This window comes from Pseudomonas sp. HB05 (assembly GCF_016756915.1).
Lineage (GTDB): Bacteria > Pseudomonadota > Gammaproteobacteria > Pseudomonadales > Pseudomonadaceae > Aquipseudomonas > Aquipseudomonas alvandae.
Map to the genome: position 1 here is coordinate 67,800 of NZ_JAESPG010000023.1, position 15,585 is coordinate 83,384.

The following is a 15,585-nucleotide window of genomic DNA, read 5'->3' on the forward strand; positions in this document are numbered from 1 at the left end:
TTGAAAATTGAGTTGATAGTTACGCCTGGGCACCCGGGATGTCAACCACCCTCATCTCCCTCTCGCTTTCTGATTCGCTGCGGTAGGCAGCAAGGAGAACCATCATGGTAAAAATCATTTCGCAAATGACGGTAAAGCTGCCTCGTCTCATGGAGGTGAGCGAGTACAGAAAACTACGGTACGCAGGCGGCAAACCCAGCGTGCAGCAGCTCAAAAGATGGATCGAGGAAGGAGAAGTGGTCGGGGAGATCAAGGGAGGGATGTACTTTGTTGACCTGCAGGCAGCAGTCATGGGAGCAAACGACCCGCTGCTGGCACAGATGATGGAGATTGGTTGATGGCGGCTCGGCCACGCATATTGAAAAACAGAAAGTTGCCGCCGAACCTCTACCCGAACGGGAAATATTGGCGGTACCGCAATCCCGTCACCGGCCTAGTAACAAGCATCAACCGACCTATGGAGGAAGCAATAAAACTAGCGCGTGCGGCGAATCTCAAGCTGTCGGCGCTGGTTGTAGACGACGGCGCGCTACTCACCGTGTTGACTGGCGAGCGCCTGCCGACGATCAACATCCTATTGCAGCGTTTCCAGGGCGAATGGCTTAAGGACAAAGGCTACGCAGCTCGCACGCTGGAGGAGATTAAGTTCAAGCTTCAGCGGTACCAGCGGGACCTTGGCGAACGCCTGATTGGGCAATTGGACGTGCTTGCTATGGCTGAATACCTGGACCAGTTCAGCAACAACGCCTACACGAAGCACCGCGGACTCTGGGTACAGATATTCGCTTTTGCCGTGGCGAAAGGCCTTGCAGAGCGAAATGTGGCCGAGCTAACCCTGGTGAAAACGGAGGCGGAGAAGAAGCGACAACGTCACACCCTCGAAGGGCTGAAAACCATAATCAACGCCGCAACTACACCTCCATGGTTAAAGCGCGCCATCCGCCTAGCGCTGACTAGCCTCCAGCGGCGCGAGGACATCGTGACCTGGCAGAAATCAGCCGCCAACATGGATGAAAACACGCTGACCGTTTCGCCCGGAAAAACTCAGGGTTACAGCAATCCGGTTCACCTCAAAATCAAGATGGGGGCCGCCCTACGCGAGGTTGTAGGAGAGTGCCTACGCTCACCCGTAGCTTCCCCCTACCTGATCCATTACAAGCCCAAGGCGAGGCGCAGAGAGCAGATCAATGCGAAGGATCACTGGACCTCTGTGACGCCGGATTACCTGACCAAGGAATTCAGCAAGGCCAGGGACGAGGCGCACGCCTATGACTATATGCCAGCAGGAGAGCGCCCCACTTTTCACGAGATTCGCGCTTTAGGCGCGTGGCTCTATGAGCAGCAGAACTTTCCCCAGGAATACATCCAGGCGCTGCTTGGTCATGCGGACGAAAAGATGACGAAGCACTACCAGAAGGGACACGGCGAGCAGACGATTGAATACGTCGAGGTGGGTGCCGAATTGGCGTTGTGAGGTGGGGTTTTGCAAAAGTTTTGAAAAAGTTTTGAAAATGCGCCCAACAAAAAAGGGCCCACCTTTCGGTGAGCCCTTCTAGACCGCCCAGCAGAGCGGATTTTGTTTGGTAGGCGCGATTGGACTCGAACCAACGACCCCCACCATGTCAAGGTGGTGCTCTAACCAACTGAGCTACGTGCCTGCTGTGAGGCGGCATTCTACGGAATTCCGGAGGGGTGTCAACACCTTTTTTTCACCTAACCCTATGAATATGCAAAATATTTAATTTCACCGATACAACGAAGATCTGCGGGTGGCTGGCGGCGGATTTTTATCTCGGGTAGGATCGCCGCATTCGTAAAAAATATAAAACAGAGGTTCCAGAATGGCGAACACATCCTACCCAGCGTCGTATTACGCCGCATCGGCCAATCCGGCGCCGTCGCGCCCTGCCTTACAGGATGATGTCGAAACCGATGTGTGCGTGATCGGTGCGGGCTATACGGGGTTGTCTTCCGCGCTGTTTTTGCTGGAGCACGGTTTCAAGGTCACGATCGTTGAGGCAGCCAAGGTTGGGTTTGGTGCTTCGGGTCGCAACGGCGGTCAGATCGTCAACAGTTATAGCCGCGACATCGATGTGATCGAGCGCAGCGTTGGTCCGCAGCAGGCGCAGTTGCTCGGCAACATGGCGTTCGAGGGTGGGCGGATCATTCGCGAGCGGGTGGCGAAGTATCAGATTCAGTGCGATCTGAAGGACGGCGGTGTGTTCGCCGCCCTCACTGCTAAACAGATGGGTCACCTGGAGTCGCAGAAGCGTTTATGGGAGCGTTTCGGTCATACGCAACTGGAGCTGCTGGATCAGCGGCGTATTCGCGAGGTGGTGGCTTGCGAGGAGTATGTCGGTGGCATGCTGGATATGAGCGGCGGGCATATTCATCCGCTTAACCTGGCGCTGGGCGAAGCAGCGGCGGTGGAATCGTTGGGCGGGGTGATTTATGAGCAATCGCCAGCGGTGCGCATCGAGCGCGGTGCCAGTCCGGTTGTGCATACGCCGCAGGGCAAGGTCAGGGCCAAGTTCATTATCGTGGCGGGCAATGCTTACCTGGGCAATCTGGTGCCGGAGCTGGCAGCCAAGTCGATGCCCTGCGGTACGCAGGTGATCGCCACCGAGCCACTGGGTGATGAACTGGCTCATCGCCTGTTGCCACAGGATTATTGTGTCGAAGACTGCAACTACCTGCTTGATTACTACCGACTGACAGGCGACAAGCGTCTGATTTTCGGTGGCGGCGTGGTGTATGGCGCGAGGGACCCAGCGAACATCGAGGCGATCATTCGACCGAAGATGCTCAAGGCGTTTCCGCAACTCAAGGATGTGAAGATCGACTACGCCTGGACCGGAAATTTCCTGCTGACGCTGTCGCGTCTTCCGCAGGTCGGGCGGCTGGGGGATAACATTTATTATTCGCAGGGCTGCAGCGGCCATGGCGTGACGTATACGCATTTGGCGGGCAAGGTGCTGGCCGAGGCGCTGCGTGGGCAGGCAGAGCGTTTTGATGCGTTTGCGGACCTGCCCCACTACCCTTTCCCTGGCGGTCAGTTGTTGCGCACGCCGTTTGCGGCGATGGGGGCTTGGTATTACGGGTTGCGGGATCGGTTGGGGTTCTGAGGCGAGTTCGCCATTTCACCGAGGGGCTGCTTTGCAGCCCAGCGGGAGCAAGCTCCCTCGCCACAGGGGGCTGTTCCAATCTTCAAATCCCGGAAACAAAAAACCCCGGTCTTTCGACCAGGGTCTTTGCTATCGATTGGAAGAAGCTCTTCAGCTTTCTTCTTAGCTTCAAGGCGTTCAGTGGGCCTCGAAGCAGATATGGCGCAGCGGACGGGACTCGAACCCGCGACCCCCGGCGTGACAGGCCGGTATTCTAACCGACTGAACTACCGCTGCGTATCGCTGTGGACTTTCGTCCATCTAACTCGTCTGATCAAAACCCGTAGGCTTGGATCTCGAACCAGGCGAACCTGCTTCGGAAAATATGGCGCAGCGGACGGGACTCGAACCCGCGACCCCCGGCGTGACAGGCCGGTATTCTAACCGACTGAACTACCGCTGCGCGTCGGTGGAGGCTTTTGACAGCTTCCATCTTGCTTTCGCAAGACTCTCAAGAAACATGGTGGGTGATGACGGGATCGAACCGCCGACATTCTGCTTGTAAGGCAGACGCTCTCCCGGCTGAGCTAATCACCCTTTGCTGCGTTGAGGCCGCGAAATTTACGCAGGTACCGATGCTAAGTCAATAGCAGCGTTGAAGTTTTTTCAAAACAGTTCAACGACACCCTCTACCGCGCTCACTCATAAATCATTTTCTTGGTCATGCCGCCGTCCACCACGAACTCCTGCCCCGTGACAAAACCGGCATTGCGCGACAGCAGCCACGCCACCATCGCCGCCACGTCCTCCACCGTGCCTACCCTGCCCGCCGGGTGCTGAGCGTGATCGGCGTCGGTGAGCGGCTGCGCACGACGTTGTGAAGGGTCTCGCGCGTCGATCCAGCCAGGGCTCACGGCATTGACCCGAATCTCCGGCCCGAGGCTGATCGCCAAGGCGTGGGTGAGCGCCAGCAGGCCGCCCTTGCTCGCCGCATAGGCCTCGGTGTCCGGCTCCGATTGCGCTGCGCGGGTCGAGGCCAGGTTGACGATGGCACCGTTGTGGGCCCGCAGGTACGGCGCGCAGTGCTTGGCCAGCAACATCGGCCCACCCAGGTTCACCGCCAGGACCCGGTTCCAATAGGCAAGATCGAGGCTTTCCAAGGTGATGTTGTGCGGGTCGGCGATGGCCGCGTTGCACACCAGCGCGTCGAGGCGTCCGAACTGCCCAAGCACCTCAGCAACAGCAGTGGCAACCTGAGCCTCGTCCGCCACGTCCATGGCAATGAACCAGGCGTTGTCGCCCAACGCCTTCGCCACTTTGGAACCGCGCTCGCGATCCAGATCGGTCAATACGACCTGCCAGCCCTCACAGATCAACCAGGCAGCAATACCGAGGCCGATGCCCCGCGCGGCGCCCGTAACCAGTGCAACCCGGCCATGAGTACCGCTCGGCGGCGTTGCCAGCTCAATCACAAGGCCGCCAACCCGCGAGCCAGGTCGGCTTGCAAATCCGCCACATCTTCGAGGCCGACCGCCACGCGGATCAGGCTGTCACGAATACCCGCCGATTCACGCTCCTGGGGGGACAGGCGACCGTGGGACGTGGTGCTCGGATGGGTAATGGTGGTCTTGCTGTCACCCAGGTTGGCGGTGATGGAAATCAATCGGGTCGCGTCGATGAAGCGCCAGGCGCCCTCCTTGCCCCCTTTGACCTCGAAGCTCACCACTGCACCGAAACCGCGCTGCTGACGCAAGGCCAGTTCGTGTTGTGGATGGCTCTTGAGGCCGGCGTAATGCACTTTCTCGATGCCGTCCTGCTGCTCCAGCCACTCGGCCAGGGCCTGGGCATTGGCGCAATGGGCCTTCATCCGCAGGCCCAGGGTTTCCAGGCCTTTAAGGAAGACCCAGGCGTTGAACGGGCTGAGGGTCGGCCCGGCGGTGCGCAGGAAGCCCACGACCTCTTTCATCTGCTCGCCACGACCGGCGACGACACCGCCCATGCAACGGCCCTGGCCGTCGATGAACTTGGTCGCCGAATGCACCACCACGTCCGCGCCCAGCTTCAGCGGTTGTTGCAGCGCTGGCGTGCAGAAGCAGTTGTCGACCACCAGCATGGAGCCCTTGGCATGGGCGATTTCCGCCAGTGCGGCGATGTCCACCAGCTCAGCCAGGGGATTGGAAGGCGATTCGACGAAGAGCAGCTTGGTATTGGCCTTGATGGCAGCGTCCCAAGCGGATAGGTCCGCCAAGGGTACGTAATCGACTTCCACGCCGAAACGCTTGAAGTATTTTTCGAACAGGCTGATGGTCGAACCGAAGACGCTGCGCGACACCAGCACATGGTCGCCGGCGCTGCACAGGCTCATCACCACGGCCATGACCGCGGCCATGCCAGTGGCGGTGGCAACCGCTTGCTCGGCGCCTTCCAGGGCGGCGATACGTTCCTCGAAAGCCCGCACGGTGGGGTTGGTATAACGCGAATAGACGTTACCCGGCACTTCACCAGCAAAGCGCGCAGCCGCATCGGCAGCGGTGCGGAATACGTAGCTGGAGGTAAAGAACATCGGATCGCCATGTTCGGCTTCCGGTGTACGGTGCTGGCCCGCGCGAACCGCCAGGGTATCGAACGCTACGCCGTCAAGGTCGCTGTCCAGCCGACCGGCATCCCAATCCTGACTCATGCTGCCACTCCTTTATTCGGTTGAACGCAAACCGGCCCCTCAGGGCCGGTTGGGTGTCACTTAGTTGTTGTACAGATCGATGATCGCGCTGACCGCCTGAGTCTTGGCCTTGGACGCGTCGTTACGCGCGTTCTCGATCCGGTTCAGGTAGGCCTCGTCGATGTCGCCGGTGACGTACTTGCCGTCGAATACCGCGCAATCGAACTGCTCGATCTTGATCTTGCCGCCACCCACCGCTTCGATGAGGTCAGGCAAGTCCTGGTAGATCAGCCAGTCGGCGCCGATCAGGTCGGCCACTTCCTGGGTCGTGCGGTTATGAGCGATCAGCTCATGGGCACTCGGCATGTCGATGCCGTAGACGTTCGGGTAGCGCACGGCCGGGGCCGCCGAGCAGAAGTAGACGTTCTTGGCGCCAGCTTCGCGGGCCATCTGGATGATCTGCTTGCAAGTGGTGCCGCGCACGATGGAGTCGTCCACCAGCATCACGTTCTTGCCGCGGAATTCCAGCTCGATGGCATTGAGTTTCTGGCGTACGGATTTCTTCCGTGCGGCCTGGCCCGGCATGATGAAGGTACGGCCGATGTAGCGGTTCTTCACGAAGCCTTCGCGGAACTTCACGCCCAGGTGGTTCGCCAGTTCCAGGGCCGCGGTGCGGCTGGTGTCCGGGATCGGGATGACCACGTCGATATCATGGTCCGGGCGCTCGCGCAGGATCTTGTCGGCCAGCTTCTCGCCCATGCGCAGGCGCGCCTTGTAGACCGAGATACCGTCGATGATCGAGTCCGGGCGCGCCAGGTAGACGTGCTCGAAGATGCACGGGGTCAGGCTCGGGTTGGTCGCGCACTGGCGGGTGTACAGCTTGCCGTCTTCAGTGATGTAGACCGCTTCGCCCGGAGCCAGGTCGCGAATCAGGGTGAAACCGAGCACGTCCAGGGACACGCTCTCGGAGGCGATCATGTACTCGACGCCTTCGTCGGTGTGACGTTGGCCGAACACGATCGGACGAATACCGTGCGGATCGCGGAAGCCGACGATGCCGTAGCCGGTGATCATCGCCACCACCGAATAACCACCCACGCAACGGTTGTGCACGTCGGTCACGGCGGCGAACACGTCTTCTTCGGTCGGCTGCAGCTTGCCGCGCTGGGCCAGCTCGTGGGCGAAGACGTTGAGCATCACTTCCGAGTCGGAACTGGTATTGACGTGGCGCAAGTCAGATTCGTAGATCTCCTTGGCCAACTGCTCGACATTGGTCAGGTTGCCGTTGTGCGCCAAGGTGATGCCGTACGGCGAGTTGACGTAGAACGGCTGGGCTTCGGCCGAAGTCGAGCTGCCCGCTGTCGGATAGCGCACATGGCCGATGCCCATGTGGCCGACCAGGCGCTGCATGTGACGCTGATGGAACACGTCACGCACCAGGCCGTTGTCCTTGCGCAGGAATAACCGGCCGTCATGGCTGGTCACGATACCGGCAGCGTCCTGGCCGCGGTGCTGGAGCACGGTTAGCGCGTCATACAGCGCCTGATTGACGTTCGACTTACCGACGATACCGACGATGCCACACATGCGACGCAACCCCTACTTAATGGATCTGAACTGAACAACACTCACTGCGGCGTTTTGGCCGTCGGCAAGAGGTGTTCCTTGAACGGTATTTCAGCGGGTACGCTGATACCGCTGGCAAGCCACTGACTGCTCCAACCCAGGATCAGGTTCTTGGACCAGTCTGCGACCAATAGAAATTGTGGCACGAGCCGGGACTCCTGCCACCACGTATCCTGCTGTACCGGCCCCAGGCTCAACAGCCCGACGGCGACGACCACCAGCAACGCGCCACGCGCCGCGCCGAAGGCCATGCCCAGGAACCGGTCCGTCCCGGAAAGCCCGGTGACGCGAATCAGTTCGCCGATCAGATAATTGATCATTGCGCCCACCAGCAAGGTGGCGATAAACAAGATGGCACAGCCCGCGATCACGCGGGCCGACGGTGTTTCGATGTATCCGGCGAGGTACTGGGACAACGAGCCACCAAACATCCAGGCTACGACTCCCGCAATGATCCAGGTCAGCAGCGAGAGCGCTTCCTTGACGAAGCCCCGACTCAGACTGATCAAAGCGGAGATGGCGACGATTGCAACGATCGCCCAGTCAACCCAGGTAAATGGCACGGTGCAGCCTACAGACGGATAAGGCGGCGCATTTTAGCAGAGCGCAGGGCTGTCGGTAAGCTGCGTGATTCAAATCAGCCAAATGGCGGTCAACCGCGCTCTGGCTGGAAGCGCACCACAAAGCCCTTGAGGTTCTGCTGGCGATTGAGCAGGTCGCGCAGGCGGTCGGCCTCGGCACGCTCGATCAACGGACCGACAAAGACCCGATTCTTGCCATCGGCAGAACGGATGTAGGCGTTGTAGCCCTGGCTGCGCAGGTTTTTCTGCAGTTTTTCGGCGCTGTCACGACTGGTCAGGCTGGCCAGTTGTACCGACCAACTGACCGACAGGCCATTGGCATCGACACGGCTTTGCGTGGTGTCCGGCTTGGGGGCTGCGGTGATCGGCTGGGTCGGGGCTGGCTTGATAGCGGGTGCTGCCGGAACAGGCGTTGGCGCGACGGCCGGCTTGCTCGGCACAGTCGGAGCGGGCGCGACAGGCGCTGTTGGTGCGGCAGGTTCCTGGGCCAGCTCTTCATCGCTCGGCACTGGCTCCTGGGGCAGCGCCTGGGGCTCGGGAACCGCGACCTGCTCAACCTGCACAGGCGGCACCGAAGGCGCCTGCGGGGCGGCCGGCGCATCAACCGTGACCTGGCGCTGCTCGTCCTGACGGGAAAACAGCATCGGCAGGAAGATCACCGCCAGGGCGACCAATACCAGGGCCCCGACCATGCGCTGCTTGTACGCTTTATCCAGCAATGCCATCTGCAGCTTCCTCCGTGGAGCGCCGGGCCAGCCATTGCAGGGCCTCGGCAACGCAAAAAAATGAGCCGAACAACAGGATCTCGTCATCGGGTGTCGCCAGGGCACACTGCCCTTCCAGGGCGGCGGCGACGCTGCCATAAGCATCCACCGAAGCGCCACGACGCTGCAAGGCTGCCTGCAACTCTCTGGCCGGACGCGAACGCGGTGATTCCAGCGGCGCCACGGCCCAGTGCTGGACACTAGCATCCAACGCGTCGACAACGCCATCCAGGTCCTTGTCCGATAGCAGCCCGAACACCGCCAGGCGCTTACCTGTCACCGGACGGCGCGCCAGGCGTTCCGCCAGATACAGCGCCGCGTGGGGGTTGTGGCCGACATCCAGCAACAGGTTCAGGCCCTTGCCTTGCCAATCGAACGAGCGGCGATCAAGACGACCGACGACGCGAGTCGCCTGCAACGCCTGGACAATCTGCCCGGACTCCCAGGGCAAGCCCAGCAATAGGTAGGCCTGGAGTGCCAGCGCGGCGTTCTCCATCGGCAAGTCGAGCAGCGGCAGGTCATGCAGCTCCACCGGGTTGCCCTTGGCATCGCTGCCACGCCATTGCCAGTGCTGCTCGGTCATGGCCAGGTCGAAGTCCCGCCCACGCAGAAAGAACGGGCAACTCAGCTCGCGAACTTTATCCAGCAACGGTTGCGGCGGATCGAGATCGCCGCAGAGTGCCGGCGCACCCTGGCGAAAGATGCCGGCCTTCTCGAAAGCCACGGATTCACGGGTGTCGCCCAGGTAATCGGCGTGATCCACGCCGATACTGGTGACCAGGGCGATGTCCGCGTCCACGAGATTGACCGTATCCAGACGCCCACCCAGGCCAACTTCGAGCACGACGGCATCCAGGCCGGCACGGGCGAACAGCCAGAACGCCGCCAGGGTGCCCATTTCGAAATAGGTCAGGGAAGTCTCGCCTCGCCCGGCTTCCACCGCCGCGAAGGCTTCGCACAGCTGCGCGTCGGAGGCTTCGATGCCGTTGACCTGCACCCGCTCGTTGTAGCGCAGCAGGTGCGGCGAACTGTAGACACCGACATTCAACCCCTGGGCCCGCAGCAGCGAGGCCAGGAAGGCGCAGGTCGAACCCTTGCCGTTGGTGCCGGTGACGGTGATGACCCGAGGCGCCGGCTTGGCCAGTCCCATGCGGGACGCTACCGCTTGCGAGCGCTCCAACCCCATGTCGATGGCCGATGGATGCAACTGCTCGAGGTAGGCAAGCCATTCGCCCAGGGTACGTTGGGTCATAGGCCTGCAGGCACCGGCGGAACCACCATCGGTTCGATCGGCGTGGCGACGAACTTCGGCGTCGGCAGGCCCATCAACTGCGCCAGCAGGTTACCCAGGCGCGGACGCAGTTCCTGACGATGAATGATCATGTCGATGGCGCCGTGTTCAAGCAGGAATTCGCTGCGCTGGAAGCCTTCCGGAAGTTTCTCACGCACGGTCTGCTCGATCACGCGCGGGCCGGCGAAGCCGATCAGGGCTTTCGGCTCGCCGACGATCACGTCGCCGAGCATCGCCAGGCTGGCGGAAACACCGCCGTAGACCGGGTCGGTCAGCACCGAGATGAACGGGATACCTTCTTCGCGCAGACGCGCCAGCACCGCGGAGGTCTTGGCCATTTGCATCAGCGAGATCAGGGCTTCCTGCATCCGCGCGCCACCGGAGGCGGCGAAGCAGATCATCGGGCAACGGTTTTCCAGGGCGTAGTTGGCGGCGCGAACGAAGCGCTCGCCGACGATGGCGCCCATGGAACCGCCCATGAAGGAAAATTCGAAGGCCGAAACCACCACCGGCATGCCCAGCAGGGTGCCGCTCATGGACACCAGGGCGTCTTTCTCGCCGGTCTGCTTCTGGGCCGCGGTCAGGCGATCCTTGTACTTCTTGCCGTCGCGGAACTTCAGGCGGTCCACGGGCTCCAGGTCAGCGCCCAGCTCCACGCGACCTTCGGCGTCCAGGAAAATATCGATACGGGCACGCGCGCCGATGCGCATGTGGTGATTGCACTTGGGGCAAACGTCCAGGGTCTTTTCCAGCTCAGGGCGGTACAGCACCGCTTCGCAGGAAGGACATTTGTGCCACAGACCTTCAGGCACCGAGCTTTTCTTTACCTCGGAACGCATGATCGAAGGGATCAGTTTGTCTACCAACCAGTTGCTCATGCTTTCTTTCTCCAGTACCGGCGGCCCGAACGCTCTGGTTCGCGGCCCCGCGTATGCCCTTGAGCTTAAATTCATTGTGCGGCGAGGATCGAGGAACCACCGCGGTCAGCGCGAAACATGACCTGCGCCCAGCTCCACCATCCCTGCCATTCCCGACAACCGCTGCACCGCGATTGCCACTACGCTATCGGCCCACCCGGAGGCGGCGCCTGCCTGCTTTGTACAGTGCAGGTATGGACGGCGGCAGTCTGCCAGCCGTCACATTGACGATTGGCTGCTGCGCACAGCCGCCATGAACGCCCGGATCTTCGCCGGGTCCTTGATGCCCCTGGCCTGTTCCACCCCGCCGCTGACGTCCACCGCATAAGGGCGAACCCGCACAATGGCCTCACCGACGTTGTCCGCCGTCAGGCCACCGGCCAGGATGATCGGCTTGCTCAAGCCCTGCGGTACCAGCGACCAGTCGAAGGCTTCGCCAGTCCCACCCGGAACCCCTTCCACATACGTGTCCAGCAAGATACCGCTGGCACTGGCGAAGGCTGCACAACTGGCCGCGATGTCATCGCCCGCCTTGACCCGCAACGCCTTGATGTACGGCCGATGCCAGCCTTCACAGTCAGCCGGGGCCTCGTCACCGTGGAACTGCAAGAGACCCAACGGCACCGCATCGAGGATTTCCCCCAGTTCGCAACGGCTGGCATTGACGAACAGTCCCACCGGGGTCACGAACGGCGGCAGAGCCTGGATGATCGCCCTCGCCTGCTGCACCGTCACCGCCCGCGGGCTCTTGGCGTAGAACACCAGCCCGATGGCGTCCGCACCGGCCTCGATCGCCGCCAGCGCGTCTTCGACCCGGGTGATTCCGCAAATCTTGCTGCGAACGACCGGCATGGTGGCTAAAACCTCAGGCAAATCCGTGAAAGTCCCGGATGGTAACAAATGCAACGAAGGGCGTCAGCCGTCGAGTTCCGAGAAGCCCGTGAGGAAATGTGGCCCGATGTAACGCTCCGGCAGCTCAAACTCGTCACGGTATTCGACCTGCACCAGGTACAGGCCGAAGGGGTGCGCCGTCACGCCACCGGAACGGCGAATGCGACTGTCGAGCACTTCCTTGACCCATTCCACCGGCCGCTCGCCGGCGCCGATGGTCATTAGCACGCCGGCAATGTTGCGCACCATGTGGTGCAGGAACGCGCTGGCGCGGATGTCGAGCACGATCATCTTGCCGTGACGGGTCACGCGCAGGTGATGCAACTCCTTGATCGGCGACTTGGCCTGGCATTGGCCGGCACGGAAGGCACTGAAGTCATGCACACCCACCAGGTATTGCGCAGCCTCGGCCATGCGCTCGACGTCCAGCGGACGGTGATTCCAGGTGATCTCCTCGTTCAGGTGCGCCGGGCGAATCTGATCGTTGTAGATGACGTAGCGATAGCGCCGGGCGATGGCCTTGAAGCGCGCATGGAAATGCGCCGGCATCACCTTCGCCCAGCTGACGCTGACATCGTGCGGCAGGTTGATGTTCGCGCCCATGACCCAGGCCTTCATCGAGCGCTCGACCTGGGTGTCGAAATGCACCACCTGGCCGCAAGCGTGCACACCGGCATCGGTGCGTCCGGCGCAATGCAGCGACACGGGCGAATCGGCGACTTTGGACAGCGCATTCTCGAGGGTTTCCTGCACCGTCAGGACACCGGAGGCCTGACGCTGCCAGCCGCGATAGCGAGAGCCTTTGTATTCAACGCCCAAGGCGATTCGAAAAAAGCCGTCGGCCGCCATTTCGGCGGCCGGGTTGTCTATGTTTGCCAAGGAATTACAGCCTGCTGAGGTACGCAAAGGCGGGCATTATAAAGCGGGTGCGGTGGGATGCCAGTGCAACCGTGATCCGGGTTGGAACGACGGGCCCTTGTGGCGAGGGAGCTTGCTCCCGCTGGCTGCGCAGCAGCCCCTCCCTTGGTGCGCCGGCTATTTTGGCGAGCGCTGCGCACTCGAGCGGGAGCAAGCTCCCTCGCCACTACAGCCGCGTGAACTGCCTGCAAACAAAAACGGCAGCCTCACCGGCTGCCGTTTTTAGTTACCGCCGACTCACGCCAGTCGCGACAACATCTCCTTCGCTTCGCTCTGCTGGGTCGCATCGCCCTCACTGAGGACTTCGCCAAGGATATCCCGCGCACCATCGTTGTCGCCCATGTCGATATAGGCCTGGGCCAGATCGAGCTTGGTCGCCACTTCGTCGGTGCCGCTGAGGAAATCGAAGTCCGGCTCGTCGTCGGCGGTCGCCAGGGCATCTTCAGCCGTGAAGGTTGGCTGGGCCAGACTGTCGGAGAGCCGGTCCAGCTCGGCGTTGACGTCGTCCAGCTCGGATTCGAAGGCATCCTTCGGCTGCTCATGAGCATCCATCTCGTCGGCCAGGGACAGATCGAAATCCGCCGGCAGCTCAAGATCGTCCGACGGCGTATCGTCCAGGAGCGGCGTTTGCTCTGCTGGAACGTCCAGCCCCTTGAGGTCGTCATCCAGGTCCAACAGGAAATCTTCATCGGCCAAGGCCGGTGCCGGAGCATCGGCGCCGAGGTCCAGATCGAATTCCGGCAGATCGTCCAGGCTTTCATTAGCCTGGGTCTGCTGCTTGAGCACCGATTCGAAACTCAGGTCGTCGTCTTCCGGAAACGCGTCCAGCTCGGCCAGCGGCTCGGGTGCCGGGGCGGTCGGAGTTGTGTCCAGGTCATCCAGGCTCAGGTCGAAGGCGCTGTCGAGTTCTTCATCGGTTGCTGGCTTGTCTTCCAGCAGGTCCTTGACGTACTGCGCGTCCAGCTCAGCGGCCACAGCCGCTGCTGCCAGGCCTGCCGAGGCGGCGACGACCATGGCCGGGAAACGGCTCTTGAGCTGTTCCACCTGGGCATAGTTCTCGCCATTGGCGACCAATTGGCGCTCCTGGGCGATGAACGCATCGCGGTCGCCCTGCTGGCCGTAGACTTCCATCAGTTTCAAACGCAGGTCGCTGCGCTGAGGCTCGGCCTTGATGCCTTGCTCAAGCAGGTCAGCCGCCTGGTTCAAGCGACCACGATCGATGTGGGACTGTGCCTGGGGCAACACATCGTCGGAGCGGTCGGCGGCCGGGGCCACCAGCGGCGCGGCGATCGGTGGCGTGACGACGACGGGCGCGACCACCGGGGCTGGCTTCGGTGCCGGTGCCGGTACTGGCTTGGGTTCGAGTTTTACGCTGGGGGATGGAACCTCAATGCCCTCGAAGCTGCTCGGGGGCAGATCGAGCTCCGGGGAGAAGTCGGCCTCCTCCTCGAGGGCTCGGGCCATACGCAAATGTTTCTCGGCTTCCTGCTGGGCCTTGCGGCGACGCGCAAGCAGCAATAGCAGCAGCAACAGGACCAACGCACCGCCACCAATCAACCCCAGCAGGATCGGATTGGTCAGCAGGTCATTGTATTTTTTCTCATCGGAAGCCTCCGGCGTCGGCTCGACCGGCGTGGCCGGTGGGGTCGCTTCAGGAGCCGCCTCGGGAGTCGCTGCTGGCGCGGTTGCCGGTGCTTGTGCCGACGGTGCGGGCGTCAGTTCTGCCGACATCGCCGGGGTCGATCCGCCCGTGGGCGGGACAGCGGCGCCTTCGGCCTGCATCTTGGCCAGTTGATTGTTCTTCAGCTCGATCAGACGCTGCAGCTTATCCAACTGGCTCTGCAAATCCGCCATGCGACTTTTCAGTTCTTCGTTGTCGCGACGAGCCGAATCGAGGCTTTCCTGGGTCACGGCAAGCTTGTTGCTCAGCGCCTGGGCATCGCCCGCAGCCCCTTTGCCCTTGCCGCCCGCCTTCGCCGACTCGGCGGAAACCAGGCTCAGGTTATCGCGACCGGCGGCCTGTGCCGGCGCGCCTTCCTTGCCGCCACGCTTGGTGGCATCCAACTGTTGCCGGCCGTTACCCGCCACGCCTCGACGGCCCTGGCGCCAAGCGGCATTCTGGGCCGCCACTTCGGCGATCGCCTGGGGTTGCGGCAGCGCCGTGCTCTGCACCGGATCGGGCAGGCGCAACACCTGGCCAGTCTTGAGCAGGTTGATGTTGCCATTGATGAAGGCGTTCGGGTTCAACGCCTGGATCGCCAGCATGGTCTGCTGGACCGACCCACCGTTGCGTACCTTGGCGGCGATTTCCCACAGGGTGTCGCGCGGCGTGGTGGTGTATTGGGACGGCTTGGTCGCGCCAGTGACCGGCGTGGCAACCACTTGGGACGGCTTCGCCCGGGCGGCATCGGCGGCCTGCGGCGAGAATTTGGACGGATCGAGCAGTACGCTGTAGTCGCGCAGCAAGCGGCCGTTGGGCCACATCACTTGCACGAGGAACTTGACCATCGGCTCGGACACCGGCCGGCTGGACGTAACGCGCAGGACGCTCTTGCCGTTGGCGTTGATTACCGGGGTGAAGCTCAAGTCGTTGAGAAAGGCTTGGCGATCAATGCCCGCCTTGGCGAATTCTTCGGGTGGAGCCAGGCTCGGCACCACTTCGGCAGCGGTCAATTGCTGGACATCGAGCAGTTCGATTTCGGCCACCAGAGGCTGGTTCGGCGGCGATTTCAGGGTCAACTCCCCGAGCCCGAGCGCATGCGCCATACCGGAGGACAGCGCCGAGGCGGCCGCTATTGCTAACACCAGTTTGCGAACTTGAACCATAGCCTCTT

The 15,585-nt window shown here is 61.9% G+C and carries 13 protein-coding genes and 4 tRNA genes; 3 read left to right on the forward strand and 14 right to left on the reverse strand.

Going from position 1 to position 15,585, the window contains the following annotated elements; all coding sequences use genetic code 11:
• Positions 1–104: 104 nt before the first annotated feature.
• Together JMN22_RS20045 and JMN22_RS20050 are read left to right on the forward strand one after the other, a co-directional pair.
• Entirely contained in the window at positions 105–338 is a 234-nt protein-coding gene (locus JMN22_RS20045) for a hypothetical protein (RefSeq protein ID WP_198795944.1), read from the forward strand.
• Positions 338–1,474, forward strand: coding sequence for a tyrosine-type recombinase/integrase (locus JMN22_RS20050; RefSeq protein WP_198795943.1), 1,137 nt, complete (start codon positions 338–340; stop codon positions 1,472–1,474). The genes JMN22_RS20045 and JMN22_RS20050 overlap by 1 nt, the downstream gene beginning before the upstream one ends.
• A gap of 107 nt (positions 1,475–1,581) precedes the next feature.
• Here JMN22_RS20050 and JMN22_RS20055 read toward each other — a convergent pair.
• Positions 1,582–1,658: transfer RNA gene (locus JMN22_RS20055), tRNA-Val, on the reverse strand.
• A 183-nt stretch (positions 1,659–1,841) separates the two neighbouring features.
• On the opposite strand from JMN22_RS20055, the gene JMN22_RS20060 reads away from it, so the two are divergent.
• Positions 1,842–3,125, forward strand: coding sequence for an NAD(P)/FAD-dependent oxidoreductase (locus tag JMN22_RS20060; RefSeq protein ID WP_198795942.1), 1,284 nt, complete (start codon positions 1,842–1,844; stop codon positions 3,123–3,125).
• A gap of 199 nt (positions 3,126–3,324) precedes the next feature.
• Here the strand turns inward: JMN22_RS20060 and JMN22_RS20065 are convergent.
• The 13 genes from JMN22_RS20065 to JMN22_RS20125 all read right to left on the reverse strand — a co-directional run bounded on the left by JMN22_RS20065 (position 3,325) and on the right by JMN22_RS20125 (position 15,577).
• Positions 3,325–3,401: transfer RNA gene (locus JMN22_RS20065), tRNA-Asp, on the reverse strand.
• Between the two features lie 89 nt (positions 3,402–3,490).
• Positions 3,491–3,567 (reverse strand) — tRNA-Asp (locus JMN22_RS20070).
• Positions 3,568–3,625: 58 nt separating this feature from the next.
• Positions 3,626–3,701: transfer RNA gene (locus tag JMN22_RS20075), tRNA-Val, on the reverse strand.
• Between the two features lie 101 nt (positions 3,702–3,802).
• Positions 3,803–4,576 carry an SDR family oxidoreductase gene (locus JMN22_RS20080; protein WP_198795941.1) on the reverse strand — a complete coding sequence of 258 codons (774 nt, stop codon included), beginning with the start codon at positions 4,574–4,576 and terminating at the stop codon, positions 3,803–3,805.
• The gene (locus JMN22_RS20085) at positions 4,573–5,784 is read right to left on the reverse strand and encodes an O-succinylhomoserine sulfhydrylase (RefSeq protein WP_198795940.1); all 1,212 of its coding nucleotides are present in this window, start codon (positions 5,782–5,784) and stop codon (positions 4,573–4,575) included. Before JMN22_RS20085 ends, JMN22_RS20080 begins: the two co-directional genes overlap by 4 nt.
• A gap of 60 nt (positions 5,785–5,844) precedes the next feature.
• On the reverse strand, positions 5,845–7,350 hold the full coding sequence (purF, locus tag JMN22_RS20090) for an amidophosphoribosyltransferase (RefSeq protein ID WP_030142021.1): 1,506 nt from the start codon (positions 7,348–7,350) through the stop codon (positions 5,845–5,847).
• A 41-nt stretch (positions 7,351–7,391) separates the two neighbouring features.
• Positions 7,392–7,952, reverse strand: coding sequence for a CvpA family protein (locus tag JMN22_RS20095; protein ID WP_030142022.1), 561 nt, complete (start codon positions 7,950–7,952; stop codon positions 7,392–7,394).
• A gap of 89 nt (positions 7,953–8,041) precedes the next feature.
• Positions 8,042–8,695 carry an SPOR domain-containing protein gene (locus JMN22_RS20100; RefSeq protein ID WP_198795939.1) on the reverse strand — a complete coding sequence of 218 codons (654 nt, stop codon included), beginning with the start codon at positions 8,693–8,695 and terminating at the stop codon, positions 8,042–8,044.
• Positions 8,679–9,986 (reverse strand): bifunctional tetrahydrofolate synthase/dihydrofolate synthase, encoded by a 1,308-nt coding sequence (gene folC / locus JMN22_RS20105; RefSeq protein WP_198795938.1) that lies wholly within the window; start codon positions 9,984–9,986, stop codon positions 8,679–8,681. Before folC ends, JMN22_RS20100 begins: the two co-directional genes overlap by 17 nt.
• Positions 9,983–10,903: an acetyl-CoA carboxylase, carboxyltransferase subunit beta gene (accD, locus tag JMN22_RS20110; protein WP_198795937.1), complete on the reverse strand. Its 921-nt coding sequence runs from the start codon at positions 10,901–10,903 to the stop codon at positions 9,983–9,985. Before accD ends, folC begins: the two co-directional genes overlap by 4 nt.
• Positions 10,904–11,161: 258 nt before the next feature.
• A complete protein-coding gene (locus JMN22_RS20115) occupies positions 11,162–11,794 on the reverse strand; it encodes a phosphoribosylanthranilate isomerase (RefSeq protein ID WP_030142026.1) in 633 nt (210 codons plus the stop codon).
• A 63-nt stretch (positions 11,795–11,857) separates the two neighbouring features.
• Positions 11,858–12,682: a tRNA pseudouridine(38-40) synthase TruA gene (truA, locus tag JMN22_RS20120; protein ID WP_030142027.1), complete on the reverse strand. Its 825-nt coding sequence runs from the start codon at positions 12,680–12,682 to the stop codon at positions 11,858–11,860.
• Between the two features lie 306 nt (positions 12,683–12,988).
• On the reverse strand, positions 12,989–15,577 hold the full coding sequence (locus tag JMN22_RS20125) for a FimV family protein (protein ID WP_198795936.1): 2,589 nt from the start codon (positions 15,575–15,577) through the stop codon (positions 12,989–12,991).
• Between the last annotated feature and the right edge of the window lie 8 nt (positions 15,578–15,585).

Excerpts from the sequence above, each read along its gene's own strand:
- folC (WP_198795938.1), bottom strand. The coding sequence starts at position 9,986 with ATGACCCAACGTACCCTGGGCGAATGGCTTGCCTACCTCGAGCAGTTG.
- purF (WP_030142021.1), bottom strand. The coding sequence starts at position 7,350 with ATGTGTGGCATCGTCGGTATCGTCGGTAAGTCGAACGTCAATCAGGCG.
- truA (WP_030142027.1), bottom strand. The coding sequence starts at position 12,682 with ATGGCGGCCGACGGCTTTTTTCGAATCGCCTTGGGCGTTGAATACAAA.
- JMN22_RS20085 (WP_198795940.1), bottom strand. The coding sequence starts at position 5,784 with ATGAGTCAGGATTGGGATGCCGGTCGGCTGGACAGCGACCTTGACGGC.
- JMN22_RS20125 (WP_198795936.1), bottom strand. The coding sequence starts at position 15,577 with ATGGTTCAAGTTCGCAAACTGGTGTTAGCAATAGCGGCCGCCTCGGCG.
- accD (WP_198795937.1), bottom strand. The coding sequence starts at position 10,903 with ATGAGCAACTGGTTGGTAGACAAACTGATCCCTTCGATCATGCGTTCC.
- JMN22_RS20050 (WP_198795943.1), top strand. The coding sequence starts at position 338 with ATGGCGGCTCGGCCACGCATATTGAAAAACAGAAAGTTGCCGCCGAAC.
- JMN22_RS20100 (WP_198795939.1), bottom strand. The coding sequence starts at position 8,695 with ATGGCATTGCTGGATAAAGCGTACAAGCAGCGCATGGTCGGGGCCCTG.
- JMN22_RS20045 (WP_198795944.1), top strand. The coding sequence starts at position 105 with ATGGTAAAAATCATTTCGCAAATGACGGTAAAGCTGCCTCGTCTCATG.
- JMN22_RS20115 (WP_030142026.1), bottom strand. The coding sequence starts at position 11,794 with ATGCCGGTCGTTCGCAGCAAGATTTGCGGAATCACCCGGGTCGAAGAC.
- JMN22_RS20060 (WP_198795942.1), top strand. The coding sequence starts at position 1,842 with ATGGCGAACACATCCTACCCAGCGTCGTATTACGCCGCATCGGCCAAT.